Source organism: Pseudomonas sp. RC10-4-2 (assembly GCF_050433085.1).
GTDB classification, from domain to species: Bacteria; Pseudomonadota; Gammaproteobacteria; order Pseudomonadales; family Pseudomonadaceae; genus Pseudomonas; species Pseudomonas aeruginosa.
Genome location: NZ_JBNPXX010000004.1, coordinates 281,732 through 308,167, shown reverse-complemented (window position 1 = coordinate 308,167; position 26,436 = coordinate 281,732). Strand labels below are relative to the sequence as shown.

The following is a 26,436-nucleotide window of genomic DNA, read 5'->3' as shown; positions in this document are numbered from 1 at the left end:
GGGTCATCGAAGGGGGGATGACACTACAGGGATCGGGATGCGCGGGCATCGACCTATGCATGAGTACCGTCGGCCACGCCAGGGGCGTCAGCAGGGCTTTCCGTGCGAGGTCGATTGCGCAACAGGCGTTTCCAGAGCTTGCCGAACTGCTGGTGCAGCTCCGGATTTTCCAGTTCGCCCAGGCCTTTGCGCGCGATCACCACGATATCCCAGCCAGCCAGGGTTTCCTGGTTATGGCGGAACGATTCGCGGATCAGGCGTTTGAGGCGATTGCGCTGGACGGCGAGCTTGACGTTCTTCTTGCCGATCACCAGGCCCAGGCGGGGGTGATCGAGACCGTTCTCGCGCGCCAGCAGCAGGACGTGCTTGCCGGGGACCTTGCCGGTCGGAGAGTCGAAGACTGCGCTGAATTGCCGGGCTGTCAGTAGACGCTTGTCCCGGTCGAAGTCCCGACTCACCACCCGTACCGGATAAATCAGACGGTCAGACGCTTACGGCCTTTGGCGCGACGACGCGACAGAACCTGACGGCCGTTCTTGGTGGCCATACGGGCGCGGAAACCGTGGACGCGAGCGCGCTTGAGGGTGCTGGGTTGGAAAGTACGTTTCATGATTCGGTACCTGGGTTGACGACTTGAGGTCGCAGTGACCCCGTTTAAAGAGACCGGCGATTCTAGTGAAATCGAACGGGCAGGTCAATTTCCAACCAGCGATGACGTAATAGATAGATACAAGGAAGTCATTTTTCTTTTAAAGGATAGAAACGGTTAATGCTCTTGGGACGGCGCTTTTCTGTGCATAACTCGATGAAGCCCAGCAATTGCGTGTTTCTCCGGCAGGCAAAAGGTTGTCGAGAACCGGTGTCGAGGCTGTTTCCTTCCTGAGCGAAGCCTGGGGATGAACGAGATGGTTATCCACAGCGGTTTTTTCCACACGGCTGTGCGCAGGGATGTACCCCCTTCAAAGCAAGGGTTATCCACAAAGTCCAGGACGACCGTCCGTCGGCCTGCCTGCTTTTATTAAGGTCTTGATTTGCTTGGGGCCTCAGCGCATCGGCATGTGGATAAGTCCGGCCCGTCCGGCTACAATAGGCGCTTATTTCGTTGTGCCGCCTTTCCAATCTTTGGGGGATATCCGTGTCCGTGGAACTTTGGCAGCAGTGCGTGGATCTTCTCCGCGATGAGCTGCCGTCCCAACAATTCAACACCTGGATCCGTCCCTTGCAGGTCGAAGCCGAAGGCGACGAATTGCGTGTGTATGCACCCAACCGTTTCGTCCTCGATTGGGTGAACGAGAAATACCTCGGTCGGCTTCTGGAACTGCTCGGTGAACGCGGCGAGGGTCAGTTGCCCGCGCTTTCCTTATTAATAGGCAGCAAGCGTAGCCGTACGCCGCGCGCCGCCATCGTCCCATCGCAGACCCACGTGGCTCCCCCGCCTCCGGTTGCTCCGCCGCCGGCGCCAGTGCAGCCGGTATCGGCCGCGCCCGTGGTAGTGCCACGTGAAGAGCTGCCGCCAGTGACGACGGCTCCCAGCGTGTCGAGCGATCCCTACGAGCCGGAAGAACCCAGCATCGATCCGCTGGCCGCCGCCATGCCGGCTGGAGCAGCGCCTGCGGTGCGCACCGAGCGCAACGTCCAGGTCGAAGGTGCGCTGAAGCACACCAGCTATCTCAACCGTACCTTCACCTTCGAGAACTTCGTCGAGGGCAAGTCCAACCAGTTGGCCCGCGCCGCCGCCTGGCAGGTGGCGGACAACCTCAAGCACGGCTACAACCCGCTGTTCCTCTACGGTGGCGTCGGTCTGGGCAAGACCCACCTGATGCATGCGGTGGGCAACCACCTGCTGAAGAAGAACCCGAACGCCAAGGTGGTCTACCTGCATTCGGAACGTTTCGTCGCGGACATGGTGAAGGCCTTGCAGCTCAACGCCATCAACGAATTCAAGCGCTTCTACCGCTCGGTGGACGCACTGTTGATCGACGACATCCAGTTCTTCGCCCGTAAGGAGCGCTCCCAGGAGGAGTTCTTCCACACCTTCAATGCCCTTCTCGAAGGCGGCCAGCAGGTGATCCTCACCAGCGACCGCTATCCGAAGGAAATCGAAGGCCTGGAAGAGCGGCTGAAATCCCGCTTCGGCTGGGGCCTGACGGTGGCCGTCGAGCCGCCGGAACTGGAAACCCGGGTGGCGATCCTGATGAAGAAGGCCGAGCAGGCGAAGATCGAGCTGCCGCACGATGCGGCCTTCTTCATCGCCCAGCGCATCCGTTCCAACGTGCGTGAACTGGAAGGTGCGCTGAAGCGGGTGATCGCCCACTCGCACTTCATGGGCCGGCCGATCACCATCGAGCTGATTCGCGAGTCGCTGAAGGACCTGTTGGCCCTTCAGGACAAGCTGGTCAGCATCGACAACATCCAGCGCACCGTCGCCGAGTACTACAAGATCAAGATATCCGATCTGTTGTCCAAGCGGCGTTCGCGCTCGGTGGCGCGCCCGCGCCAGGTGGCCATGGCGCTCTCCAAGGAGCTGACCAACCACAGCCTGCCGGAGATCGGCGTGGCCTTCGGCGGTCGGGATCACACCACGGTGTTGCACGCCTGTCGTAAGATCGCTCAACTTAGGGAATCCGACGCGGATATCCGCGAGGACTACAAGAACCTGCTGCGTACCCTGACAACCTGACGCAGCCCACGAGGCAAGGGACTAGACCATGCATTTCACCATTCAACGCGAAGCCCTGTTGAAACCGCTGCAACTGGTCGCCGGCGTCGTGGAACGCCGCCAGACATTGCCGGTTCTCTCCAACGTCCTGCTGGTGGTCGAAGGCCAGCAACTGTCGCTGACCGGCACCGACCTCGAAGTCGAGCTGGTTGGTCGCGTGGTACTGGAAGATGCCGCCGAACCCGGCGAGATCACCGTACCGGCGCGCAAGCTGATGGACATCTGCAAGAGCCTGCCGAACGACGTGCTGATCGACATCCGTGTCGAAGAGCAGAAACTTCTGGTGAAGGCCGGGCGTAGCCGCTTCACCCTGTCCACCCTGCCGGCCAACGATTTCCCCACCGTAGAGGAAGGTCCCGGCTCGCTGAACTTCAGCATTGCCCAGAGCAAGCTGCGTCGCCTGATCGACCGCACCAGCTTCGCCATGGCCCAGCAGGACGTGCGTTACTACCTCAACGGCATGCTGCTGGAAGTGAACGGCGGCACCCTGCGCTCCGTCGCCACCGACGGCCACCGACTGGCCATGTGCTCGCTGGATGCGCAGATCCCGTCGCAGGACCGCCACCAGGTGATCGTGCCGCGCAAAGGCATCCTCGAACTGGCTCGTCTGCTCACCGAGCAGGACGGCGAAGTCGGCATCGTCCTGGGCCAGCACCATATCCGTGCCACCACTGGCGAATTCACCTTCACTTCGAAGCTGGTGGACGGCAAGTTCCCGGACTACGAGCGTGTACTGCCGCGCGGTGGCGACAAGCTGGTGGTCGGTGACCGCCAGCAACTGCGCGAAGCCTTCAGCCGTACCGCGATCCTCTCCAACGAGAAGTACCGCGGCATTCGCCTACAGCTTTCCAACGGTTTGCTGAAAATCCAGGCGAACAACCCGGAGCAGGAAGAGGCCGAGGAAGAAGTGCAGGTCGAGTACAACGGCGGCAACCTGGAGATCGGCTTCAACGTCAGTTACCTGCTCGACGTGCTGGGTGTGATCGGTACCGAGCAGGTCCGCTTCATCCTTTCCGATTCCAACAGCAGCGCCCTGGTCCACGAGGCCGACAATGACGATTCTGCCTATGTCGTCATGCCGATGCGCCTCTAATCACGCTGAATGTCCCTGACCCGCGTTTCGGTCACCGCGGTGCGCAACCTGCACCCGGTGACCCTCTCCCCCTCCCCTCGCATCAACATCCTCTACGGCGATAATGGCAGCGGCAAGACCAGTGTGCTCGAAGCCATCCACCTGCTGGGCCTGGCGCGTTCATTCCGCAGTGCGCGCTTGCAGCCGGTGATCCAGTATGAGGAAGCGGCCTGCACCGTATTCGGCCAGGTGATGTTGGCCAACGGCATCGCCAGCAACCTGGGGATTTCCCGTGAGCGCCAGGGCGAGTTCACCATCCGCATCGATGGGCAGAACGCCCGGAGTGCGGCTCAATTGGCGGAAACTCTCCCACTGCAACTGATCAACCCGGACAGCTTTCGGTTGCTCGAGGGAGCGCCGAAGATCCGGCGACAGTTCCTCGATTGGGGAGTGTTCCACGTGGAACCTCGGTTTCTGCCCGTCTGGCAGCGCCTGCAGAAGGCGCTGCGCCAGCGGAACTCCTGGCTCCGGCATGGTAAACTGGACCCCGCGTCGCAAGCTGCCTGGGACCGGGAATTGAGCCTGGCCAGCGATGAGATCGATGCCTACCGCAGAAGCTATATCCAGGCGTTGAAACCGGTATTCGAGGAAACACTCGCCGAATTGGTTTCACTGGATGACCTGACCCTTAGCTACTACCGAGGCTGGGACAAGGACCGGGACCTCCTGGAGGTCCTGGCTTCCAGCCTGTTGCGCGACCAGCAGATGGGCCACACCCAGGCGGGACCGCAGCGTGCGGATCTTCGCATACGGTTGGCAGGTCATAACGCTGCGGAGATTCTCTCGCGCGGTCAGCAGAAGCTGGTGGTATGCGCCCTGCGCATCGCCCAAGGCCATCTGATCAATCGCGCCAAGCGCGGACAGTGCGTCTACCTGGTGGACGACCTGCCCTCGGAACTGGATGAGCAGCATCGAATGGCTCTTTGCCGCTTGCTTGAAGATTTGGGTTGCCAGGTATTCATCACCTGCGTAGACCCGCAACTATTGAAAGACGGCTGGCGCACGGATACGCCGGTATCCATGTTCCACGTGGAACATGGAAAAGTCTCTCAGACCACGACCATCGGGAGTGAAGCATGAGCGAGAACAACACGTACGACTCTTCCAGCATCAAGGTGCTGAAGGGGCTGGATGCCGTACGCAAGCGCCCCGGCATGTACATCGGCGACACCGACGATGGCACCGGTCTGCACCACATGGTGTTCGAGGTGGTGGATAACTCCATCGACGAAGCGCTGGCCGGTTATTGCAGCGAAATCAGCATCACCATCCATACGGATGAGTCGATCACTGTCCGCGACAATGGACGCGGTATTCCGGTGGATATCCATAAGGAAGAAGGGGTTTCTGCGGCGGAAGTGATCATGACCGTCCTCCACGCCGGCGGCAAGTTCGACGACAACACCTACAAGGTGTCCGGCGGCTTGCACGGTGTGGGCGTCTCGGTGGTGAACGCGCTGTCCCATGAACTGCGCCTGACCATCCGTCGCCACAACAAGGTCTGGGAACAGGTCTACCACCACGGCGTTCCGCAGTTCCCACTGCGCGAAGTGGGCGAGACCGATGGCTCCGGCACCGAAGTTCACTTCAAGCCGTCCCCGGAGACCTTCAGCAACATCCACTTCAGTTGGGACATCCTGGCCAAGCGCATCCGCGAGCTGTCCTTCCTCAACTCCGGCGTCGGCATCCTGCTGCGCGACGAGCGTACCGGCAAGGAGGAGCTGTTCAAGTACGAAGGCGGTCTGAAGGCCTTCGTCGAGTACCTGAACACCAACAAGACCGCGGTGAACGAGGTATTCCACTTCAACGTCCAGCGTGAAGAGGACGGCGTGGGTGTGGAAGTCGCCTTGCAGTGGAACGACAGCTTCAACGAGAACCTGCTCTGCTTCACCAACAACATCCCGCAGCGTGACGGCGGCACCCACCTGGCCGGTTTCCGTTCGGCGCTGACGCGTAACCTGAACAACTACATCGAGGCCGAAGGCCTGGCGAAGAAGTTCAAGATCGCCACCACCGGCGACGATGCCCGCGAAGGCCTCACCGCGATCATCTCGGTGAAGGTACCGGACCCGAAGTTCAGCTCGCAGACCAAGGACAAGCTGGTCTCCTCCGAGGTGAAGACTGCGGTGGAACAGGAGATGGGCAAGTACTTCGCCGACTTCCTGCTGGAGAATCCCAACGAAGCCAAGGCCGTGGTCGGCAAGATGATCGACGCCGCCCGTGCCCGCGAGGCCGCGCGCAAGGCGCGCGAGATGACCCGCCGCAAGGGCGCGCTGGACATCGCCGGCCTGCCCGGCAAACTGGCCGATTGCCAGGAAAAGGACCCGGCGCTCTCCGAACTGTACATCGTGGAGGGTGACTCCGCGGGCGGTTCCGCCAAGCAGGGCCGCAATCGCCGGACCCAGGCGATCCTGCCGCTCAAGGGCAAGATCCTCAACGTCGAGAAGGCGCGCTTCGACAAGATGCTCTCCTCCCAGGAGGTCGGTACGCTGATCACCGCCCTGGGCTGTGGCATCGGCCGCGAGGAATACAACATCGACAAGCTGCGCTACCACAACATCATCATCATGACCGATGCTGACGTCGACGGTTCGCACATCCGCACCCTGCTGTTGACCTTCTTCTTCCGCCAGATGCCCGAGCTGATCGAGCGTGGCTACATCTACATCGCCCAGCCCCCGTTGTACAAGGTCAAGCGCGGCAAGCAGGAGCAGTACATCAAGGACGACCAGGCCATGGAAGAGTACATGACCCAGTCGGCCCTGGAAGACGCCAGCCTGCACGTCAACGAGCACGCTCCGGGCCTGTCCGGGGCGGCGCTGGAGAAACTGGTCAACGAGTATCGCGGGGTGATCGCCACCCTCAAGCGCCTGTCGCGCCTGTACCCCCAGGAGCTGACCGAGCACTTCATCTACCTGCCTACCGTGTCGGTGGACGACCTGGCTAACGAGTCGGCCATGCAGGGCTGGTTGGAGAAGTTCCAGGCGCGCCTGACCGCCGCCGAGAAGTCCGGCCTGACCTACAAGGCCAGCCTGCGCGAAGACCGCGAGCGCCACCTGTGGCTGCCCGAGGTGGAACTGGTGGCCCACGGCCTGTCCAGCTACGTCACCTTCAACCGTGACTTCTTCGCCAGCAATGACTACCGCTCGGTGTCGCTGCTCGGCGACCAGCTGAACAGCCTGCTGGAAGACGGCGCCTACGTGCAGAAGGGTGAGCGCAAGCGCCCGATCAGCGCCTTCAAGGACGGCCTGGACTGGCTGATGGCCGAAGGTACCAAGCGCCACAGCATCCAGCGATACAAGGGGCTGGGCGAGATGAACCCTGAGCAGCTGTGGGAAACCACCATGGATCCGAACGTCCGGCGCATGCTCAAGGTGACCATCGAGGACGCCATCGCCGCCGACCAGATCTTCAACACCCTGATGGGCGATGCCGTGGAGCCGCGCCGCGACTTCATCGAAAGCAACGCGCTGGCGGTGTCGAACCTGGACGTGTGACAGGTTGTAGGTGGGCAAAGTTATTTGCCGTTTCGGTCAGAGTTAAATGGTTCGGCCAAAGTAATTTGCCTGTGACCACCTACGAAAAAGCCCCTGCTGGACTACGTTAGCAGGGGCTTTTTGCTTAGCTGAAGGAGCTATTGGGCTGCGTTCCAGTCAGCCAAGAAGGCTTCAGTCAGGCGATGCTTGGTCTTGTACTCCTCAACGATCCCAGCTGATTTCATTCTGCTGAAGGTCGCATTCATCGAGGCTTTGTTGGTTTTGTTTCCCGGTATATGCCTGGTTTGTAGTGGTCTACTGATCCCGGACACCGATTTAGGCGAAAATCCTCGCCGTGAGAGAGGTGTCTGATGAGCAAGCAACGACGTACGTTTTCCGCCGAGTTCAAACGAGAGGCCGCGGCCCTGGTGTTGGACCAAGGCTACAGCCATATCGACGCCTGCCGTTCGCTGGGGGTGGTGGATTCGGCCTTGCGCCGTTGGGTGAAGCAGCTCGAGGCGGAGCGCCAGGGTGTGACCCCGAAGAGCAAGGCGTTGACGCCTGAGCAGCAAAAGATCCAGGAGCTGGAAGCCCGGATCAACCGGTTGGAGCGGGAGAAAGCGATATTAAAAAAGGCTACCGCTCTCTTGATGTCGGACGAACTCGATCGTACGCGCTGATAGACCAGTTGAGTGAGCAGGAGTCGGTGGAAGTGGTCTGTTCAGCTTTCGATGTGGCGCGGTCTTGCTACTACGTCCACCGTCTTCGACGGCGGCGTGTCGATGCTCGCCGCGTGGCGCTACGCAGCCAAGTCAACCAGTTGTTCAGGCTCGGCCGGCAGCCGCAGCATTCTGGACATGCTGCGCGAAGAGGGCGTGACCATCGGCCGTTTCCGAGTGCGTCGGTTGATGCGTGAGCTAGGCCTGGTCAGCAAGCAACCGGGCTCGCACGCCTACAAACAGGCCACGGTTGAGCGGCCGGATATCCCGAATCGGCTGAACCGCGAATTCGCGACCGAGCATCCCAATCAGGTGTGGTGTGGCGACATCACCTACGTCTGGGCGCAAGGCCGTTGGCACTACCTGGCCGCGGTGCTGGATCTGCATACCCGGCGGGTGATCGGCTGGGCGTTCTCGGCCAAGCCGGATGCCGAACTGGTGATCAAGGCCCTGGACATGGCCTACAAACAGCGCGGCAAGCCACAGCAGGTGCTGTTCCATTCAGACCAGGGGCAGCCAGTACGCCAGCCGCCTGTTTCGGCAACGGCTCTGGCGCTATCGGATGCAGCAGAGCATGAGTCGCCGAGGGAATTGCTGGGATAACTCGCCGATGGAGCGCCTGTTCCGCAGTCTGAAGTCGGAGTGGGTCCCGTCAACGGGTTACCTGACGGCGCAGGAGGCCCAACGGGACATCAGTCATTACTTGATGCACCGCTACAACTGGATCAGGGCGCATCAATTCAACGACGGGTTACCGCCTGCGGTGGCCGAAGAAAAACTCAACCCACTGTCCGGGATGGGTTGACCACTACACTCTTCGCTGAAGCTGAACGCTGCTGCTTCGCTCAACTGCTGCTGAAGCTTGATATTGCCGATGCTGCTGCCGTCCTTCGGGAGTAATTGAAGGATCAGGTCGTGCAGGCTGGCGTCGTGTTGACTCATGGTGTTCTTCCTTAACTAAAACGGGGCGGCGCTTGGCCTAAAGTGTGCGAACTCAGTGCTGCTGCGTCCAGCCTGCGGCAGCCCAGTCCAAATTCTCGGGTATCAGGTAGCGGTTACTGGCATCGGCCAGTCGCTGGTTAGCCATTTCTTCTGCAACCTTGAACAGCCCTTTGGAGGATTCAGGGTCGGGGTTATGGGGGCTGTGCTCCGCAGGTGCCAGTAGCCATTGGCTGGCTTTTGCAGGATTCAGCTTGGCTTTACCATCGTTAACCTGGATGGTCACAAACTCCTGCCGCATGCGTTTACCCTGGGGGCCTTGCCAGTGCAGCATGGCCCCAAGCAGAGCACCCTCTTCTAGTTCTGGTGCTTTGAGCATTGCAGCCAGACCGCCAAATTCGTACTCGCAGGCCTTGCCCAGCAGGTACTGCATCAGCTTGGAGTTGAGGTCGAGCATGTGGGTGTCAGGGCGATTGGCTGCCAGCATGCGATCCAAGGTCACATCCATACGCTGCGAGCCCTTCGGGGATAGCCCCATTTCGCGCATCACCTGCTCGGACAATCGGATTCGCAGCAACCGTTCTTTGTGGCTGCGCTCAGCGACCTCAATACCCAATTGATCGAACATCCCAAGGACGAAGCTGTAGAGATGATCGACAGTAATTTCGAGTTCATCGCGCAGTTCATTGGGGTTGCTGGTGGCCGCATGGGCAAACAGCTCTCGTTGTTTAGCGGCAGCAGTACGCGCCTGCTTCAGCGCTTCGTCAATGCGCTCCCGGGTACGGTCTATGCCAAGTTTTGTTGCCTCTTGCAGGATGTTTTCTACGTCGATGAGCTCGGCAAGCTGGCCGAGGATTTCATCCTTCAGACCTTCGTTAAACTCATGCCGCTGAACCTCGGCGAGGTCGGTCACCACGCTGTCGATTCGCTCATACATCAGGTCGACGATGTTCTGATCCAAGCTGTCGGTTTGCTGGATGTTGAATACAACAACCTTCTTTTTCTGGCCATAGCGATACAGGCGGCCAATGCGCTGTACGAGGCGCATTGGGTTCCAGGGCAGGTCATAGTTGACCATGACGTGGCATTTGCTCTGAAGGTTGATGCCTTCCCCGCCTGCCTCGGTCGAAATCAGAAAGCGGCCTTGCTCCTCGAAACGCTTGATGGCCTCGCGTCGCTCAGCATGTTGCATGGAGCCATTGATGAGCTCGACTTGGTCGCTGCCATAGTGGCCAGCCAATGCTTCGCGCAGGTAGTTTTGAGTGGTGCGGTATTCGGTAAAGATCAGCACCTTCTCGTCGGCATTGGCGGCGTGGATCTTGCCGATGATATCTTCGATAAACAGCTTCAGCTTGAGGTCGTTTGCTTTCAGGGCCGCTGCTTCGGCAATCAGGTCTTTAAGCAGCTGCACTTCACCAGCGAAGAATTCGCGGGCATCACTGGTGAACTGTTCTTCCCACTCACCCAGGTAACGCTGGTCTCTGGGCTCTTCATCTGAGAGCCCGTTGGCCTCATCGTCGAGCAGGCGCTGAAGGCGGTTGCACAACGCCCGATGAATAGCCGCTGCACTGGAGGCTGCCAACTTGCGGTAGACGGTCATCACGAAGCCAATGGCATTACCGGTTCGCCCCAGTGCTTCACCCGCGTCATAGCCCTTGCGCAGATAGTCCTGAAGGGTTTTATCGAACTCGATGGATTCCGTGCTGCTGGGTACCTGCAAGGCACTGGTTATTTTGCCTTGGAAGATGAAATTGCCTTCTGCATCCGTCACATCTGCTTTGTGGTTACGGAACACCATGTCATGCAGGATCTCCGGCTTGACGTTGAGTGCCATGAGATCGGTACGTCGCTCGGGGCGAAGCAGTTCCAGTAGAGCGACAAACTTGTCTTGCATGCCTTGGTGAGGGGTCGCACTCAGCAACAGCATGTGCTCGGTTTGACTACGTAGGCTTTTCGCCAGGTCGTAGCGCTCAGAGCTGTCCAGCTTCTGGCCGTATTGGCGACGGCTGAGTCGATGGCCTTCGTCAAATATCACCAGATCCCAGGGCTCAGCCTGGAGCAGGCTCTCCAAGTGACCCTCCTGCTTGAGTCGATCCATGGAGCCAATGACACAGTCGTGCATCTTCCATTGGCGAGGTTCATTGATGAAAAAGTCCTCACCATAGATTTCAAAGTCTTCGATCTTGAACTTGTGGTACAGCTCTTCCTGCCACTGCTTGGTCAGGCCGGCGGGGGTAACCAGCAAGATGCGTTTGATCAGGTCTCGTTGCCGTAGCGCATGCAGGAGCATTCCGGTCTCAATGGTTTTCCCAAGGCCCACATCGTCAGCGATCAACCAGTTGTAGTTGCCGGAGGCGATAATGTGGTGCACCAAGTGAATCTGATGAGGTAGCGGTTCAATCTCTAGGTGAGAAAGGGCCCCCGTGTTTTCATTCCATACCTTGATGGCATGGGCGAGCATGCGCAGTCGCATGCGTTCCGCATCGACCGCTTCGCCTTTACTGGCAGTGACAAACCGATGCTTAACGCCCTTCACCTGACGCAGGTACTGATAGGGCAGCCAATGGCGTTCGCCTCGCTCAGGAAAGTCGACAAGGACTTGCTCGCTCCCCGCCAAGGTGCGTTGCTGCATGATCACGCCCTGCCCTAGTGAGCGAACACCGCTACCAGGTGTTTCGTCGACTACGTCCATGCCATTTTGAAAGCCTGAGCGCACGGCAGATGCATCGACATAGGCCAGTTTCTTCTCCGGACTGAACCAGTGAACCTGAAGCTGATCTTCGGCTTCTTTAGCAATGGCCATTTTGACGATGCCCCGGCGTTCGCCCTGGCCGCTGGGTAGAGTCTGGCTGACCCAGCAACCAGGAACGTGGGAGAGTTTGAGGGGCTTCATGGGCTAGTCCTTTATCCTTACGGCTCAATGCTTGGCGAAGGTTGGTCGATATTCTGTGTGTGCAAGGCAGATGCGAGCGGTGCAGCTGACCATTGAGGCACAGCCGAATCCTCTTCAACACCGTCGATACCTGCGGTGTCATCCTCGATATCTGAAAGAGGCTCTGTGTCTGCGGGATCAGCCTTCACCTGCTTTCTTTTTCCTGAGGCATTAAGGCTTGGCTCTTCTTCTCTGACATAGGGCTTGTCACTGAAGTAGCAACTGGGCTCCTGAGGATGCTTTGTCTGGAATACACCAAATTCCCGCAGGCGCTCGGTCTTCTCGATTTCTAGCGTGTCGCAAATTCCCAGATCACTGTATTCCTCAGCTGGCAGCTCGCGAGGAACATGGAAATCAAAGTGCTGGCTGGCGGGCAAGCAACCTTCCAGGTTGGCAAACCTGAACCATAGGTAGCGTGCAAAGGCTTTAAACGCGCGGCGCAATGTGCTGTTTTCGTACCAAGACGCAAATAGGTTTTCGAGGAAGACCTCGATCTCTTCTACCTGGGGAAGCGACTCAAAGGAGCGCACGATCAGCAGCGCTGTCGGCCAGGACAGAACGTAGTAGGACAGGCGACTACTGCCGGTTTTATCGAAGGCGATCCAGTAGATATCGTTTTCGGCCCAGATCACTTTGATGTGCGCAGCAAGGATCAGCTCCTCAGGAGTGAGCCCCTTTTCGATCTCTCTCTCCAATGCAAGACGAGTTGCCCCCCAGCCGCTCATGACAAAAATCTGCTGAACCAAGGGCAGTGTGCTGAGTGGCCAGTTGGCTTTTCCAATCAGTTCCGCAGCTTTCTGAAGTGCGCGATCTTCACGGGAAAGCTTGTCTGCCAGCCAATCAGTGGATTCGGCTGCTGACGGCTCCTCATTGTCGAAGACTTCATCCGGGTCAAAGGCATAGGCAGCGTAGTCATCGTCTACATCACGGAAGTCATCCAGAGCGGCGTTGGTGTCCCTGTCGTGTTCTTTGCCCAGCTCGATGATGGTCAGATCATGCAGGTCATGATCGAAGTCGATGTCATCTTCAGGATCTTCAAGCCCCAGGCCCATTTGCACCGGACTAAGTACGTCCAGCTCAAGTTCATCTTGAGGAAGATCATCATCGTACTCGTCGAGGATCTCGTCATGAACCTCGGAGGGGATGACAGGTTCTTCGGATACTGGAGCAGTATCCGGCGGCTCGGGTAGCTCATCAGTGTCTGGCCCCGGTGGGCTCAACGGTGATGTAGGGATGATTCTTAGAGGTCGTCCCGATTTATTGAATACTTTGACGCTGGCCTTCGATTCGCCGGGCTCAGTGGGTTTTCTTGGCAAGCCAAGTTTGAGAAGGGGCTTTTTAGGAGTTGGTGAAGAGGTCTCGTCTTCATCTATCTGTTCTACCACATCTTCTGTAATGGCCGGGGCTGCATCAAGAGCGTCGGTCTCCTCACCAGCATCGGTGAGTTCAGTCGTTTCAATAGAGGCGGGTTCAACATGGTTTTCCCACCAACCGTCCTGGTTTAAGGGAGGGAGCTGGGCAGAAGCCTGTTGAATGAAACTGAGCTCGTTGTCGACTGCCACAGTCGAGGTCTGGGCACTGGGCACCGATGGGAGTTCCAGTGTCGCCAATGACGTGGCTGAGTCATTTAGAAATGCCAGGTCGCTAGCTGTCGGTAAGTCGTCTTCTGAATCTAGATCTGGCTCTACAAAAGCCTCTTGTTGGCGTTTTAGCAGTAGTGCACGTTGCATTGCCTTGGCCCCGTCAATAGGGCGGCGTTGCAGCATATACACGCGGCTGAGTAGGTTCAGAAAGTCAGGCTCTTCGCTTGTATCGATAGCCTCAAGCAGGAGTGACTCAGCCGCTTGCAATTTGCCAGCGGCGACGAGGTGATTGACGTCTTGTAGCAGAGTCTCTTTGTTGTGTTGCTTGCTCTTAAGCGAAAGGGGTTGGGGGGCGCGACTTTTCTTGAAATACAGAATGAGCTCAAGACGGCGGCCGATATCTGCTGCTGCCTGGTGGCTTTTAAGGAACTCACTGAGATGCGTTCGGGCGGTGGCGTGCTGCCCTTGGGAAATTAGAAGCGCAACTGCTTGAAGCAGACCTTCTGAGGAATGACCTTTCAAGCACGCGCGAATCTTCGTCTCCAGCTCATTTGGATCCGATGCGGCATAGCTCCACAGTTCGTCTAACAGCGCTTCCCAATCCATTTCCATACCAATTCCGTGAGGACACAGCCCAGACCTGCACAAATCGTGGAGTGTAGGGCGCGCACTACCTCATAGGAGTGGGCCTGTGTCGTCTATCACATTATCCAGACCGACCTTGTGGGTAAAGGCAAACAGCCACTACAACGTTAAATTCTTGTCTGCACGGCCAGTGCTCGCTCGTTGCCGGATTCACTCACTTCAATGCGTCTTGAAAGCTGTATCAACTGCGCCTCATGGGCTCGAAGCATGGCTTTAAGCTCTGCGTTTTCATGTTCCAGCCCAATGATCGTGCGGAGGCGTAGCTCGCTTATCTGGGTCTGGCCGCTGAGCAGGGTTTGGATGACCAGAATGTTCTGGTGCATGACCAGGCCAATCTATCCCGAGACTGCGAGGGCGAGAACCACTAGCTCTCCATAAACCCACGGCTCCATGTGTGGGCAGCGGTCGCCGGTCGGTTCGGTCGATCGTTTCCAGCCGGCCTTGCTTTGCGCCTCGCGTGAAAACAAGAAGCCCCGCTATGGCGGGGCTTCTTTTATCGAATCGGCGCACAGTGCGCCTTGCAGGGGGCTTTGCGGCCCTTCACGAGACCACCGACGGCTCCGGATGGCTGACCCGCTGCTGGATGGGGCTGATCTCGGCCATGGTCTCGCTGACCCAGGCTTCGGCGCGCTGGTTTAGCTCGGCGATGGCGCGCGGGCCTTCGCCTTCGGCGTGCATGGCCGGGCCGATCACCACCTGGATGGTGCCCGGGTACTTGGCCCAGCCGGCCTTGGGCCAATACTGCCCGGCGTTGTGGGCGATCGGCAGTACCGGTAGCCCGGCGTTGACCGCCAGGGCGGTGCCGCCGCGGGAGAACTTGCCCATCTGCCCCACCGGAATACGCGTGCCTTCCGGGAAGATCAGCACCCAGGCGCCTTTCTTCAGGCACTCGTCGCCCTGCTTGGCCAGTTGCTTGAGGGCCAGCTTCGGCTGGCTGCGGTCGATGGCGATGGGCTTGAGCAGGGCCAGGGCCCAGCCGAAGAACGGCACGTAGAGCAGCTCGCGCTTTAGTACCTGGCTGAGTGGCTCGAAGAAGCCGGAGAGGAAGAAGGTTTCCCAGGTGCTCTGGTGCTTGGAGAGGATCACGCAGGGCTTTTCCGGGATGTTCTCCAGTCCGCGCACCTCGTAGCGGATGCCGGCGACCACGCGGGTCAGCCAGATCGCGAAGCGGCACCAGTTCTGTACCACGAAGCGGTAGCGGGCGCGGAACGGCAGGATCGGCGCGATGAAGAAGCTGAGGGTGCCCCAGACGAACGCGCTGGCGGACAGCAGCAGGTAAAAGAGGACGGTTCTGATGGCCTGCACTGTCGACATGTATTCTGACCTTACTGAAGTAATGCGCTGGCGACTGCCGCCAGATCGTCGAATATCAGGGTGCCCTCTGGCAAGGGCTTGCCCAGCGTACGTACACCTTTTCCGGTCTTTACCAACACCGGCTGACAATCGACGGCCCGCGCCGCCTCCAGGTCACCGATGCTGTCGCCGACGAACCAGATACCCGACAGATCGACCCCGTAGTACTCGCCGATCTGCCGCAGCATACCCGGCTTCGGCTTGCGGCATTCGCAGCCGTCGTCCGGTCCATGCGGACAATAGACGATGAGGCCGACCTCGCCGCCCTGCTCCGCGACCAGTTCGCGCAAGCGCGCATGCATGGCCTCGAGCACCGCCAGGTCGTAATAGCCACGGGCGATGCCGGACTGGTTGGTAGCCACCGCGACGGTCCAGCCGGCCTTGCTCAGGCGGGCGATGGCCTCGATCGAGCTGGGGATGGGGATCCACTCGTCGAGGGTCTTGATGTAATCGTCGGAGTCGAGGTTGATGACTCCATCGCGGTCGAGAATCAGCAGGGAACGGGACATCGATGCGCAGTTGGCCATGAACGGAAAGGATCGATTCTACCTCAGCCAGCCGGAGCATCGCGGATGGATCGACGAGCCCCCTACGCTGGACAATCTGTACTAGATTCAATAATGGCAATGGAATGGCAATCCCAGGCCAGGGAGTCATTTGGCACGCAGCAGTGGGTGTCTCGGAGTACGTGCGAACCCCTTGGCGGGTGGATCACCGGAGTAACGCAGTAAGCGCCTATCGCATGCCAGCACGGCCGACCGGCCGTGTTTCCACCACAGGTGGAGCGGGCATGACGACGGGGAGTTCCGGGGCGTCTGCCCGTTCCCAAGGACGGTAACCGTGAAACGCCTGAAAAAGACACTGCACCTTTCAAGCTTGTCCCTCGTTTCCCTGGCTCTTTCTTCCGCCGCCCTGGCGGCCGCTCCGGTCATGCTCGACCAGGGCAAGGAATGGACCGAAAGCCACCGCCAGGACTTCTACAGCCGCGACCAGGGCTCGCAGGTGATGCCCCTGCCCTGGCTCAAGGCGTTGCGACAGCCGGATGGAACGCCTTTCCTCGCCGACAGCCTGGCCCGCTACGGCTATTTGCCCAATCCCAAGGCGCCCGCGGAAGGCCTGCCGGTGGGCTTCACCGTAGCCGGCACGGGCGCCCGGCAGATGGTCGGCATGACCTGTTCGGCCTGCCATACCCGGCAGATCGAGGTGAAGGGCACGGCCTATCGGATCGACGGCGGTCCGGCGATCGTCGACTTCCAGGCATTCCTCGCCGACCTTGATCGGGCCGTGGGACCGCTGACCAGCGATGACGCCGCCTTCGACGCCTTCGCCAAGCAGATCCTCGGGGCCAATCCGCCTCCCGGTGCGCGTGACGCCCTGCTCGCGGCGGTGAAGGAATGGTACGAGCCCTATCACACGCTGATCGAGCGCGCGCTGCCCAAGGACACCTGGGGACCGGCGCGACTGGACGCGGTATCGATGATCTTCAACCGCCTTACCGGGCTGGATATCGGCACCGCGCCGCCCTATCTGATTCCCGACAACATCAAGGCGGCGGATGCGCCGGTGCGCTACCCGTTCCTGTGGAACGCGGCGCGGCAGAACAAGACCCAGTGGCCCGGCTTCGCCGCCAACGGCAACGACCTGCTCGGCCTGGCGCGCAATGTCGGCGAGGTCTACGGGGTGTTCGCCACCTTCCACCCGCAGAAGAGCAAGTTCCACCTGCTGGGCATGGACTACCTGAAGGTCAACTCGGCCAACTTCCACGGGTTGGGCAAGCTGGAGGAGCTGATCAAGAAGATCGGCCCGCCGAAGTGGCCCTGGGCGGTGGACAAGCACCTGGCCAGGAAAGGCGCGCTGATCTTCGCCCGCAAGACCGACGAGGGTGGCTGCGTGGAGTGCCACGGCATCCGGATCAAGGACCTGGTGCTTTGGGACACTCCGCTGAGGGACGTCGGCAGCGACAGCCGCCAGCACGCCATCCTCGATGGCCAGGTGCAGACCGGCGTGATGGAGGGCGCGCGGATGCCGTTCGGCCAGCCGCTGAAGGCGACCGACGGAGCCTTCGATGTACTCGCCGTAGCGGTGGCCGGTTCGATCCTGCAGCACTTCGTGCCGATCCTCGGTGAGAAGCACGATGCCAAGGCGGCGGCGGTCAAGCCGGAAAGCGTGATGACCGACGAAACCCGGCAACTGCTGACCGCCTTCCAGAAGCCGGTGCGTACCCAGGCCGACCCCTACCCCTACGAGTCGCGGGTCCTGCAGGGGATCTGGGCAGCGGCGCCGTACCTGCACAACGGCTCGGTGCCGACCCTGGAAGAGTTGCTGAAGCCGGCCGCGGAGCGGGTGGAATCCTTCCCGGTGGGCTCGGCCTACGACGTGGAAAAGGTCGGCCTCGCCGCCCAGCAGACCCAATTCGGCAGCTATGTGCTGAAGACCACCGGCTGCGAGCAGCGTGATTCCGGCAACAGCCGCTGCGGCCATGAGTACGGCACCAGCCTGTCGGCCGAGGAGAAGCGTGCGCTGCTGGAGTATCTGAAGGTCCTGTAGTGAAAAAGGCCCGGTGTCGCGAGGACGCCGGGCCTTTTCTTCGAGGCGGGACTGGCTCAGCCGAGCAGCGAGATGTCCGCCACCCCGAGGAACGACCCGCGCAGCTTGGCCAGCAGCGCATAGCGGTTGGCGCGCACCGCCGCGTCGTCGACATTGACCATCACATCGGCGAAGAACGTATCCACCGGCTCGCGCAAGGCCGCCAGGCGGGCCAGCGCGGCGCGATAGTCGCGTGCCGCTGCCAGCGGCGCGACTTCGCTTTCGGCGTTCGCCACGGCGCTGCCCAGGGCCTTCTCGGCGGCTTCCACCAGCAGGCTGGCATCCACGTTCGGCGGAACCTCGTCCTCGGACTTGGCGAGAATATTCGACACCCGTTTGTTCGCCGCGGCCAGGGCCTCGGCTTCAGGCAACTGGCGGAAGGCCTGGACGGCCTGTACGCGCTGGTCGAAGTCCAGCGGCGAGCTTGGCTTGAGCGCGCGCACCGACTGGTACACGGCCACGTCCACGCCTTCGTCCTCGTAGCGCGCGCGCAGGCGGTCGAACACGAAGTCCAGCACCTGCTCGGCCAGGCCGGCGGCCTTGACCTTGTCGCCGTATTGCTCGACGGCGGCGTTGACCGCGGCTACCAGGTCCAGGTCGAGCTGCTTCTCGATGAGGATGCGCAGCACGCCCAGCGCAGCGCGGCGCAGCGCGTAGGGGTCCTTGCTGCCGGTGGGAAGCATGCCGATGCCGAAGATACCGACCAGGGTATCGAGCTTGTCGGCCACCGCCACGGCGGCGCCGGTCAGGGTCGAGGGTAGCTCGGCGCCGGCGCCGCGCGGCATGTACTGCTCGTTGAGGGCCAGGGCGACGTCTTCCGCTTCGCCGCCGTGGGTGGCGTAGTAGTAGCCGGCGATGCCCTGCATTTCGGGGAACTCGCCGACCATCTCGGTCGCCAGGTCACACTTGGACAGGATGCCGGCGCGCGAGGCGTTCTGCGCATTGCCGCCTATACGTTCGGCGATGTAGGCGGCCAGGCCGGAGACGCGCTGGGCCTTCTCGAACACGGTGCCGAGCTGGGCCTGGAACACTACGTTGCGCAGGCGCTCATTGAAGCTTTCGAGCGGCTGCTTCTTGTCCTGCTTGAAGAAGAACTCGGCGTCGGTGAGGCGCGGGCGAACCACCTTCTCGTTACCGCTGACGATGTTCTCCGGCGCCTTGCTCTCGACGTTGGCGACGGTGATGAAGCGAGGCAGCAGCTTGCCGTTGGCGTCCAGCAGGCAGAAGTATTTCTGGTTGTCCTGCATGGTGGTGATCAGGGCTTCCTGCGGGACCTCGAGGAAGCGCTCCTCGAAGGAGCAGACCAGCGGCACCGGCCACTCGACCAGTGCAGTCACTTCGTCGAGCAGGCTCGGCGGCACGATGGCGCTGCCCTGTTGCTCGGCGGCCAGTTCGGCCACGCGCTTGGCGATCAGCTCGCGGCGCTCGGCGAAATCGGCCAGCACATGAGCGCCGCGCAGGTCTTCCAGATACGCTGCCGGGCTGGAAATACGCACATTGTCCGGATTGTGGAAGCGGTGGCCACGGGATTCGCGCCCGGCTTTCTGGGCGAGGATCTCGCACTCGACCACATCGTCGCCGAACAGCATCACCAGCCATTGGGTCGGACGCACGAACTCCTCGCGGCGAGCTGCCCAGCGCATCCGCTTGGGAATCGGCAGTTCGTTCAACGAGGCCTCGACGATGCCCGGCAGCAGGCCGGCGGCCGGTTGGCCGGCGATGGTCTGGCTGAAGCGCAGCTTCGGACCGCTCTTGTCGATCTGCTGCAGATCCACGCCGCACTTCTTGGCGAAGCCCAGGGCGGCCTGGGTCGGGTTACCGCTGGCGTCGAAGGCGGCCTGTAGCGGCGGACCGTCTAGGTTGACGGTACGGTCGGGCTGCTGCACGGCGAGTTGCTCGACCAGCACGGCGAGACGGCGCGGCGCCGCATAGAAACGCGCAGCGGCATAGCTCAGACCGGCAGCCTTGAGGCCCTTCTCGATACCGCTGAGGAAGGCTTCGCCGAGGCTGTTGAGGGCTTTTGGCGGCAGCTCTTCGGTGCCCAGTTCGACCAGGAAATCCTTGGCGCTCATCATTCGGCCTCCTTCAGCTTGGCCAGTACTTCGTCACGCAATTCGGGGGTGGCCATGGGGAAGCCGAGGCGCGCGCGGGCCTGCAGGTAGCTCTGCGCCACGGCGCGGGCCAGGGTACGCACGCGAAGGATGTAGCGCTGGCGCTCGGTGACCGAGATGGCGCGCCGCGCATCCAGCAGGTTGAAGGTATGCGAAGCCTTGAGGACCATCTCGTAGGTCGGCAACGGCAGCTCCAGCGCGATCAGGCGGTTGGCTTCGCTTTCGTAGAAGTCGAACAGTTCGAACAGCTTCGGCACGTTGGCGTGCTCGAAGTTGAAAGTGGATTGCTCCACCTCGTTCTGGTGGAACACGTCGCCATAGGTGACCTTGCCGAACGGGCCGTCGGTCCAGACCAGGTCGTAGACCGAGTCCACGCCCTGCAGGTACATGGCCAGGCGCTCCAGGCCGTAGGTGATCTCGCCGGTGACCGGATAGCACTCGATGCCGCCGACCTGCTGGAAGTAGGTGAACTGGGTGACTTCCATGCCGTTCAGCCAGATTTCCCAACCCAGGCCCCAGGCGCCGAGGGTCGGCGACTCCCAGTTGTCCTCGACGAAGCGGATGTCGTGGACCAGCGGGTCGATGCCGATGGCTTTCAGCGAGCCGAGGTACAGCTCCTGGAAGTTCTCCGGGTTCGGCTTCAGGACCACCTGAAACTGGTAGTAGTGCTGCAGGCGGTTGGGGTTCTCGCCGTAGCGACCGTCGGTGGGGCGGCGGCTCGGCTGGACGTAGGCGGCGTTCCAGGTCTCCGGGCCGATGGCGCGGAGGAAGGTGGCGGTGTGGAAGGTGCCGGCGCCCACTTCCATGTCGTAGGGCTGCAGCACCACGCAGCCCTGCTCTGCCCAGTAGTTCTGCAGGGCGAGAATCAGGTCTTGGAAGGTGCGCACGGCGGGCGTAGTCTGGCTCACGAAATTCACCTGTGCTGAGGCTTCGATACAAAACGCGGAAGTATACCCGATTCCCGCGCCGCCTCGCCCGTCCCCCCGATCCCTGGAAAACCACGGAAAGCCTTATGCCACGCTGCTTCTGGTGCAACGACGATCCCCTCTACATGGCCTACCACGATGAGGAGTGGGGTGTGCCGCAGCGCGATCCCGACGCGCTGTTCGAACTTCTGCTGCTGGAGGGCTTCCAGGCCGGGTTGTCCTGGATCACCGTGCTGAAGAAGCGCGAGCGCTACCGCGAGGTGCTGTTCGGCTTCGACGTGCAGCGGGTGGCACAGATGAGCGACGCGGAGATCGACGAACTGATGCTCGACCCCGGCATCATTCGCAATCGGGCCAAGCTCAACGCTGCGCGGCAGAACGCCCAGGCCTGGCTGGAGCTGGACGACCCGGCTGGGTTCCTCTGGTCCTTCGTCGGCGGCCAGCCGAAGATCAACCATTTCGCCGGTCGCGCCGAGGTGCCGGCGATTACCCCGGAAGCCGAGGCCATGAGCAAGGCGCTGCGCAAGGCCGGCTTCAACTTCGTCGGGCCGACCATCTGCTACGCCTTCATGCAGGCCAGCGGCATGGTCATGGACCATACCCAGGACTGCGACCGTTACGCCCAACTCGTCGGCTAGCCGGGCGCTCCCTGACGGATGCGTTCGGATGTTCCACGTGGAACATCGGCGCGCAGCATAGCTGGTCGCCCCGCTTCCTTGGCTGCCGCCCTCGCCTTCTTCCTGGCGTACAATGCGCGTTCGAGTCGAGCGAGGAGTGTTTCGTGGAGAAATTCAAAGGTGCCCTGGTGGTGGGGGCCCTACGCCTGTTCGCGTTATTGCCCTGGCGTGCCGTGCAAGGCGTCGGGGCCGGCATAGGCTGGCTGATGTGGAAATTGCCGAATCGATCCCGCGAGGTAGTGCGGATCAACCTGTCCAAGTGCTTCCCCGAGTTGTCTGAAACCGAACTGGAAAAGCTGGTCGGACAAAGCCTGATGGATATTGGCCGGACCCTCACCGAAAGTGCCTGCGCCTGGATCTGGCCGCCTGAAAAGTCGCTGAGATACATCCGCGAGGTCGAAGGCATGGAGGTGCTGGAGGAAGCGCTGGCTTCCGGCGATGGTCTGGTCGGCATTACCAGTCACCTGGGAAACTGGGAAGTACTCAACCACTTCTATTGCTCCTACGCCAAGCCGATCATCTTCTATCGTCCGCCCAAGCTGAAGGCAGTCGACGAATTGCTGAAGAAGCAACGCGTGCAATTAGGCAACCGCGTCGCACCTTCCACTCCGGAGGGTATCCTCAGCGTCATCAAGGAAGTGAAGAAAGGCGGTTGCGTAGGAATTCCCGCCGACCCCGAGCCCGCGCGTACCGCTGGGCTCTTCGTGCCCTACCTGGGCACCACTGCATTGATCAGCAAGTTCGTCCCGCAGTTGCTTTCACGCGGCAAGGCGCGTGGAGTGTTCTTCCATGCGGTGCGCCTGCCCGATGGTAGCGGTTACAAGGTGATCCTCGAAGCGGCTCCGGCGGACATGTACGACAAGGACCTGGAAGTGTCTGTAGCAGCCATGAGCCGCGAGTTGGCGAAGTATGTACGAGCCTATCCCAGCCAGTACATGTGGAGCATGAAGCGCTTCAAGAACCGCCCGGATGGCGAGAAAAAATGGTATTGAGGAAAGGGCGTCGGAAGACGCCTTTTTCATATCCGGGTACTATGCTCAGCTCTGCCGCCTCCTCCGCAGGTCCCGAGGGACTCGATGGATAATCAACGACAATACCCACGAACCCCGCTCAAGTGCCGAATCCGTATCAGTCACCCGTTATTTGGCGAGCTGATGGCGCAGACACGCGACCTCTCCGACACCGGGGTCTATGTCAAACACCCGGAGCTGACCCAGCTCCCAACAGGCAGTGTCGTTACTGGCCAGGTACAGGACTTGCCGATCGACGCGCCGATCCTGCAGATGGAAGTCGTGCGAGTCGATGCGGAAGGCGTCGGCCTGCGCTTTCTCAGCGAAGCCTGAACGGTGGTGTTCCACGTGGAACCCCAGGCATGAGCCACTGATCACAGAGTTGGCGAAACCGCTGCCGGTTATCGGCTAGAATGCGCGCCGCTCGGCATGGTGCCGGGCATGGGTTCCCTCACCCCATCGCGCAAAAAGGACAGCACATGTCAGCCTCTTCTCCGGCGGCCTGGCGCGGCACCCTGGCCGGCCTGATCGCCTTCCACATCTTCATCATCATCGCCAGCAACTACCTGGTGCAGTTGCCGATCACCCTGTTTGGCTGGCACACCACCTGGGGCGCCTTCAGCTTTCCGTTCATCTTCCTGGCTACCGACCTCACCGTGCGCCTGCTGGGCAAGGGCCCTGCCCGGCTGGTCATCGCCCGGGTCATGATCCCGGCGTTGATCGCCTCCTACGTGGTCTCGGTGTTGTTCCAGGAAGCGGCGTTCCGTGGTTTCTCCGCGCTGCTCGAGTTCAACACCTTCGTCGCCCGGATCTCCCTGGCAAGCTTCCTCGCCTATGTGCTCGGACAGATCCTCGATATCCAGGTATTCGACCGCCTCCGTCGTTCCCGGCACTGGTGGACCGCGCCAGTCGCCTCGACCATCCTCGGCAACCTGCTGGACACCTTCACCTTCTTCTTCGTGGCGTTCTGGCGTAGCGACAATCCGTTCATGGCGCAGCACTGGGTGGAAATCGCCACGGTGGACTACGGAGTGAAGCTGAGTATCAGTCTTCTACTGTTCGTGCCGCTCTACGGCATGCTACTCAACGGCATCCTGAAGATGCTGCCGGGGCGGCCGCAGAGCAACGCTTGAGGCTCATCGAGGCAATCTGGAGGAAGGGCGCAACAGGCCGTGATGACCGTTGCGCCCTTCTTCGTTCAGGAGGTGGTAGCCCGGTGCGCGGCCGTGAGCAGCGTCAGGGCATCGCCGCCGAGCGTGACCAGGATGTGCGCCACGCGCTGAATGGGAACGCCCTGCCCCGTCCGCACTTCGATCCTTTCCAAGGCATGGAGGAGGCCGAGGAGAGCCCTGAGGCGCTCCTGTACGGATTCGAGCATCTCATTGGCGGAGGCGTTCCGGTGAACGTAGAGAATCGCTTGCTCGTATGGGTATTCGACATAGGACGGGACTGAACGCTCTTGCTTCGACATGTTGGCTCCGGAAAAGTAGTTGAAGTCAGGTGTCGCGTTCGGGCTTTGACCGAAGCGATGAGTCGAAGCTAGAGGGCCGGCAGCGGTCGCTCAATGGGGTGTTGGGCGTTCGGGATGCAGGCTACATCGTTGACAGAAGTTGCCTACGAATGTGTGGAACAGGTCTTTGTAAAAGTGTCGTCGGGGCGTGCTCGAACCGTTCTGCCAGCGCTCGATGAGCACGCCCGACCCGTCTGCCGGAACTCCGGCCGGCGGGTGGCGAGAACGCGCTGCGCAAGCCTTGGCCGGACGCTCAGGTTCTCGCCCTGTCGAGCTTGCGCAGGAACACCGTCATTTCCTTTTCGGCCTGCTTGTCGCCATGCGTCGCGGCAGTTGCCAGGCCCTGCTCCCAGGCCTGCCGGGCGCCCGCGAGATCGCCGGCAGCCTGGCGCGCCTTGCCCAGCAGCTTCCAGCCGGCGGAATACTTCGGGTCCTGCTCTACGCAGCGCTGGAGGTGTTCCGCCGCGCGTTCGGCGTCGCCCGCGTCCAGGTAGCCCTTGCCCAGGCCGAAGCGCAGCAGCGCATTGTCCACGCCTTTGGCCAGCATCTTTTCCAGACCTTCGATCATCATCCTGCCCTCTTCCAACGATGTCGGCCATTGTGCCCGGCTCCGGCCAGGCTTTGCACGGAACAGAGGGATTCGGCCGTTGCGAAGGAGGCACGCGGCCCCTTGGTGTTCGTAGGCCGAAGCCCTATCGCCGTTCGCGATAGGGCGTGCCTCAGAAGAACGTCAGGCCGGCCTGGAACAGTCGCTCGACGTCGCGGATGTATTTCTTGTCGACCAGGAACAGCAGCACGTGGTCGCCGCTCTCGATGCGGGTGTCGCCATGGGCGATCAGCACTTCCTCGTCGCGCACCAGCGCGCCGATAGTGGTGCCCGGCGGCAGCTTGATCTCGTTGATCGAGCGACCGATCACCTTGCTCGACTTGGCGTCGCCATGGGCTACCACTTCGATCGCTTCGGCTGCGCCGCGGCGCAGCGAGTGTACGCTCTCGATGTCGCCGCGGCGAACGTGGGCCAGCAGGGTGCCGATGGTCGCCAGTTGCGGGCTGATGGCGATGTCGATCTCGCCGCCTTGCACCAGGTCGACATAGGCCGGGTTGTTGATCAGGGTCATCACTTTGCTCGCGCCGAGCCGCTTGGCCAGCAGCGAGGACATGATGTTGGCCTCGTCGTCGTTGGTCAGGGCGAGGAACACGTCGGTCTCGCCGATGTTTTCCTCCAGCAGCAGGTCGCGGTCGGAAGCGCTGCCGTTGAGCACGATGGTGCTGTCCAGGGTATCCGAGAGGTGCCGGCAGCGCAGCGGGCTGCGCTCGATGATCTTTACCTGGTAGCGGCTCTCGATGGCCTCGGCCAGGCGCTCGCCGACATTGCCGCCGCCGGCGATGATGATCCGCTTGTAGCTGTCGTCGAGCCTGCGCATCTCGCCCATTACCGCGCGGATATGGGCCTTGGCGGCGATGAAGAAGACTTCGTCGTCGGCCTCGATCACCGTGTCGCCCTGGGGAATGATCGGCCGGTTGCGGCGGTAGATCGCGGCGACGCGGGTATCCACGTTCGGCATGTGCTCGCGCAGCTGGCGCAGCTCCTGCCCTACCAGAGGGCCGCCGTAGTAGGCCTTGATCCCGACCAACTGCGCCTTGCCCTCGGCGAAGTCGATGACTTGCAGCGCGCCGGGGTGTTCGATCAGGCGCTTGATGTAGTTGGTGACCACCTGCTCCGGGCTGATCAGCACGTCCACCGGGATCGCCTCGTTGTCGAACAGCCCGGTACGGGTCAGGTAGGCCGGCTCGCGGACGCGGGCGATCTTGGTCGGGGTGTTGAACAGGGTGTAGGCGACCTGGCAGGCGACCATGTTGGTCTCGTCGCTATTGGTCACCGCCACCAGCATGTCGGCGTCGTCGGCGCCGGCCTGGCGCAGCACCGTGGGGAACGAGGCCTTGCCTTGCACGGTGCGGATGTCGAGGCGGTCGCCGAGGTCGCGCAGGCGGTCGCCGTCGGTGTCGACCACGGTGATGTCGTTGGCTTCGCTGGCCAGGTGCTCGGCCAGTGTGCCGCCGACCTGGCCGGCACCGAGGATGATGATTTTCATGGCAGGAAACGGCTCGTCAGGTTTC

Annotated in this window: 21 protein-coding genes and 2 pseudogenes; 10 read left to right on the top strand and 13 right to left on the bottom strand. The window is 61.2% G+C overall.

Annotation, left to right across the window (positions count from 1 at the left end):
* Positions 1-53 precede the first annotated feature (53 nt).
* Both rnpA and rpmH read right to left on the bottom strand, forming a co-directional pair.
* Positions 54-461: a ribonuclease P protein component gene (rnpA, locus tag FHW81_RS20220; protein ID WP_003100251.1), complete on the bottom strand. Its 408-nt coding sequence runs from the start codon at positions 459-461 to the stop codon at positions 54-56.
* A gap of 14 nt (positions 462-475) precedes the next feature.
* Positions 476-610: a 50S ribosomal protein L34 gene (rpmH, locus tag FHW81_RS20215; protein WP_003100258.1), complete on the bottom strand. Its 135-nt coding sequence runs from the start codon at positions 608-610 to the stop codon at positions 476-478.
* Between the two features lie 525 nt (positions 611-1,135).
* Here rpmH and dnaA point away from each other — a divergent pair.
* The 5 genes and pseudogenes from dnaA to FHW81_RS20190 all read left to right on the top strand — a co-directional run bounded on the left by dnaA (position 1,136) and on the right by FHW81_RS20190 (position 8,851).
* Positions 1,136-2,680, top strand: a complete 1,545-nt coding sequence (dnaA, locus tag FHW81_RS20210; RefSeq protein ID WP_003109151.1) for a chromosomal replication initiator protein DnaA — start codon at positions 1,136-1,138, stop codon at positions 2,678-2,680.
* A gap of 28 nt (positions 2,681-2,708) precedes the next feature.
* Positions 2,709-3,812, top strand: coding sequence for a DNA polymerase III subunit beta (dnaN, locus tag FHW81_RS20205; protein ID WP_003097262.1), 1,104 nt, complete (start codon positions 2,709-2,711; stop codon positions 3,810-3,812).
* A gap of 9 nt (positions 3,813-3,821) precedes the next feature.
* Positions 3,822-4,924: pseudogene (recF, locus tag FHW81_RS20200) on the top strand (DNA replication/repair protein RecF).
* A gap of 3 nt (positions 4,925-4,927) precedes the next feature.
* Positions 4,928-7,348 (top strand): DNA topoisomerase (ATP-hydrolyzing) subunit B, encoded by a 2,421-nt coding sequence (gene gyrB, locus FHW81_RS20195; RefSeq protein WP_003097268.1) that lies wholly within the window; start codon positions 4,928-4,930, stop codon positions 7,346-7,348.
* 350 nt (positions 7,349-7,698) lie between these two features.
* Positions 7,699-8,851: pseudogene (locus FHW81_RS20190) on the top strand (IS3 family transposase).
* On the opposite strand, the gene FHW81_RS20185 reads toward FHW81_RS20190, so the two are convergent.
* The 6 genes from FHW81_RS20185 to gmhB all read right to left on the bottom strand — a co-directional run bounded on the left by FHW81_RS20185 (position 8,782) and on the right by gmhB (position 16,007).
* Positions 8,782-8,988: a hypothetical protein gene (locus FHW81_RS20185; protein ID WP_019725661.1), complete on the bottom strand. Its 207-nt coding sequence runs from the start codon at positions 8,986-8,988 to the stop codon at positions 8,782-8,784. The pseudogene FHW81_RS20190 and the gene FHW81_RS20185 overlap by 70 nt on opposite strands.
* A gap of 52 nt (positions 8,989-9,040) precedes the next feature.
* Entirely contained in the window at positions 9,041-11,458 is a 2,418-nt protein-coding gene (locus tag FHW81_RS20180) for a helicase-related protein (RefSeq protein ID WP_044266087.1), read from the bottom strand.
* A 437-nt stretch (positions 11,459-11,895) separates the two neighbouring features.
* A complete protein-coding gene (locus FHW81_RS20175) occupies positions 11,896-14,112 on the bottom strand; it encodes a hypothetical protein (protein WP_003161077.1) in 2,217 nt (738 codons plus the stop codon).
* A 140-nt stretch (positions 14,113-14,252) separates the two neighbouring features.
* Positions 14,253-14,468, bottom strand: coding sequence for a hypothetical protein (locus FHW81_RS20170; RefSeq protein WP_010792430.1), 216 nt, complete (start codon positions 14,466-14,468; stop codon positions 14,253-14,255).
* Between the two features lie 217 nt (positions 14,469-14,685).
* The gene (locus FHW81_RS20165; RefSeq protein ID WP_003100265.1) at positions 14,686-15,459 is read right to left on the bottom strand and encodes a lysophospholipid acyltransferase family protein; all 774 of its coding nucleotides are present in this window, start codon (positions 15,457-15,459) and stop codon (positions 14,686-14,688) included.
* An 11-nt stretch (positions 15,460-15,470) separates the two neighbouring features.
* Complete coding sequence (gene gmhB / locus FHW81_RS20160) at positions 15,471-16,007, bottom strand: D-glycero-beta-D-manno-heptose 1,7-bisphosphate 7-phosphatase (RefSeq protein WP_023086853.1); 537 nt, start codon at positions 16,005-16,007, stop codon at positions 15,471-15,473.
* 331 nt (positions 16,008-16,338) lie between these two features.
* Here gmhB and FHW81_RS20155 point away from each other — a divergent pair, with 331 nt between their 5' ends.
* The gene (locus tag FHW81_RS20155) at positions 16,339-18,045 is read left to right on the top strand and encodes a di-heme-cytochrome C peroxidase (RefSeq protein ID WP_023091499.1); all 1,707 of its coding nucleotides are present in this window, start codon (positions 16,339-16,341) and stop codon (positions 18,043-18,045) included.
* A gap of 56 nt (positions 18,046-18,101) precedes the next feature.
* Here the strand turns inward: FHW81_RS20155 and glyS are convergent, their stop codons facing one another.
* Both glyS and glyQ read right to left on the bottom strand, forming a co-directional pair.
* Positions 18,102-20,156 (bottom strand): glycine--tRNA ligase subunit beta, encoded by a 2,055-nt coding sequence (gene glyS / locus FHW81_RS20150; protein WP_003120686.1) that lies wholly within the window; start codon positions 20,154-20,156, stop codon positions 18,102-18,104.
* Positions 20,156-21,103 (bottom strand): glycine--tRNA ligase subunit alpha, encoded by a 948-nt coding sequence (glyQ, locus tag FHW81_RS20145; RefSeq protein WP_003097276.1) that lies wholly within the window; start codon positions 21,101-21,103, stop codon positions 20,156-20,158. The genes glyS and glyQ overlap by 1 nt, the downstream gene beginning before the upstream one ends.
* A 104-nt stretch (positions 21,104-21,207) precedes the next feature.
* Here glyQ and FHW81_RS20140 point away from each other — a divergent pair, with 104 nt between their 5' ends.
* The 4 genes from FHW81_RS20140 to FHW81_RS20125 all read left to right on the top strand — a co-directional run bounded on the left by FHW81_RS20140 (position 21,208) and on the right by FHW81_RS20125 (position 23,941).
* Positions 21,208-21,759: a DNA-3-methyladenine glycosylase I gene (locus FHW81_RS20140; RefSeq protein ID WP_003097280.1), complete on the top strand. Its 552-nt coding sequence runs from the start codon at positions 21,208-21,210 to the stop codon at positions 21,757-21,759.
* A 143-nt stretch (positions 21,760-21,902) separates the two neighbouring features.
* Positions 21,903-22,790, top strand: coding sequence for a lysophospholipid acyltransferase (locus tag FHW81_RS20135; protein WP_003097282.1), 888 nt, complete (start codon positions 21,903-21,905; stop codon positions 22,788-22,790).
* Positions 22,791-22,874: 84 nt separating this feature from the next.
* Positions 22,875-23,141 (top strand): PilZ domain-containing protein, encoded by a 267-nt coding sequence (locus FHW81_RS20130; protein ID WP_003100272.1) that lies wholly within the window; start codon positions 22,875-22,877, stop codon positions 23,139-23,141.
* 146 nt (positions 23,142-23,287) lie between these two features.
* Entirely contained in the window at positions 23,288-23,941 is a 654-nt protein-coding gene (locus FHW81_RS20125) for a 7-cyano-7-deazaguanine/7-aminomethyl-7-deazaguanine transporter (protein WP_003097286.1), read from the top strand.
* A gap of 65 nt (positions 23,942-24,006) precedes the next feature.
* Here FHW81_RS20125 and FHW81_RS20120 read toward each other — a convergent pair whose 3' ends face one another.
* From FHW81_RS20120 to trkA, 3 genes are all read right to left on the bottom strand, one after another.
* Positions 24,007-24,279 carry a hypothetical protein gene (locus FHW81_RS20120; protein ID WP_003107049.1) on the bottom strand — a complete coding sequence of 91 codons (273 nt, stop codon included), beginning with the start codon at positions 24,277-24,279 and terminating at the stop codon, positions 24,007-24,009.
* 292 nt (positions 24,280-24,571) lie between these two features.
* Positions 24,572-24,889, bottom strand: a complete 318-nt coding sequence (locus tag FHW81_RS20115; RefSeq protein ID WP_003120685.1) for a tetratricopeptide repeat protein — start codon at positions 24,887-24,889, stop codon at positions 24,572-24,574.
* A 148-nt stretch (positions 24,890-25,037) separates the two neighbouring features.
* Positions 25,038-26,411, bottom strand: coding sequence for a Trk system potassium transporter TrkA (trkA, locus tag FHW81_RS20110; RefSeq protein WP_003107053.1), 1,374 nt, complete (start codon positions 26,409-26,411; stop codon positions 25,038-25,040).
* Between the last annotated feature and the right edge of the window lie 25 nt (positions 26,412-26,436).

What these genes read in the sequence shown, in the direction of transcription:
- FHW81_RS20120 (WP_003107049.1), bottom strand. Translation starts at nt 24,279, where the DNA reads ATGTCGAAGCAAGAGCGTTCAGTCCCGTCCTATGTCGAATACCCATAC.
- FHW81_RS20170 (WP_010792430.1), bottom strand. Translation starts at nt 14,468, where the DNA reads ATGCACCAGAACATTCTGGTCATCCAAACCCTGCTCAGCGGCCAGACC.
- FHW81_RS20140 (WP_003097280.1), top strand. Translation starts at nt 21,208, where the DNA reads ATGCCACGCTGCTTCTGGTGCAACGACGATCCCCTCTACATGGCCTAC.
- gyrB (WP_003097268.1), top strand. Translation starts at nt 4,928, where the DNA reads ATGAGCGAGAACAACACGTACGACTCTTCCAGCATCAAGGTGCTGAAG.
- glyS (WP_003120686.1), bottom strand. Translation starts at nt 20,156, where the DNA reads ATGAGCGCCAAGGATTTCCTGGTCGAACTGGGCACCGAAGAGCTGCCG.
- trkA (WP_003107053.1), bottom strand. Translation starts at nt 26,411, where the DNA reads ATGAAAATCATCATCCTCGGTGCCGGCCAGGTCGGCGGCACACTGGCC.
- FHW81_RS20180 (WP_044266087.1), bottom strand. Translation starts at nt 11,458, where the DNA reads ATGCGACTGCGCATGCTCGCCCATGCCATCAAGGTATGGAATGAAAAC.
- FHW81_RS20115 (WP_003120685.1), bottom strand. Translation starts at nt 24,889, where the DNA reads ATGATGATCGAAGGTCTGGAAAAGATGCTGGCCAAAGGCGTGGACAAT.
- FHW81_RS20185 (WP_019725661.1), bottom strand. Translation starts at nt 8,988, where the DNA reads ATGAGTCAACACGACGCCAGCCTGCACGACCTGATCCTTCAATTACTC.
- FHW81_RS20165 (WP_003100265.1), bottom strand. Translation starts at nt 15,459, where the DNA reads ATGTCGACAGTGCAGGCCATCAGAACCGTCCTCTTTTACCTGCTGCTG.
- FHW81_RS20130 (WP_003100272.1), top strand. Translation starts at nt 22,875, where the DNA reads ATGGATAATCAACGACAATACCCACGAACCCCGCTCAAGTGCCGAATC.
- FHW81_RS20175 (WP_003161077.1), bottom strand. Translation starts at nt 14,112, where the DNA reads ATGGAAATGGATTGGGAAGCGCTGTTAGACGAACTGTGGAGCTATGCC.
- gmhB (WP_023086853.1), bottom strand. Translation starts at nt 16,007, where the DNA reads ATGTCCCGTTCCCTGCTGATTCTCGACCGCGATGGAGTCATCAACCTC.
- dnaN (WP_003097262.1), top strand. Translation starts at nt 2,709, where the DNA reads ATGCATTTCACCATTCAACGCGAAGCCCTGTTGAAACCGCTGCAACTG.
- FHW81_RS20125 (WP_003097286.1), top strand. Translation starts at nt 23,288, where the DNA reads ATGTCAGCCTCTTCTCCGGCGGCCTGGCGCGGCACCCTGGCCGGCCTG.
- rpmH (WP_003100258.1), bottom strand. Translation starts at nt 610, where the DNA reads ATGAAACGTACTTTCCAACCCAGCACCCTCAAGCGCGCTCGCGTCCAC.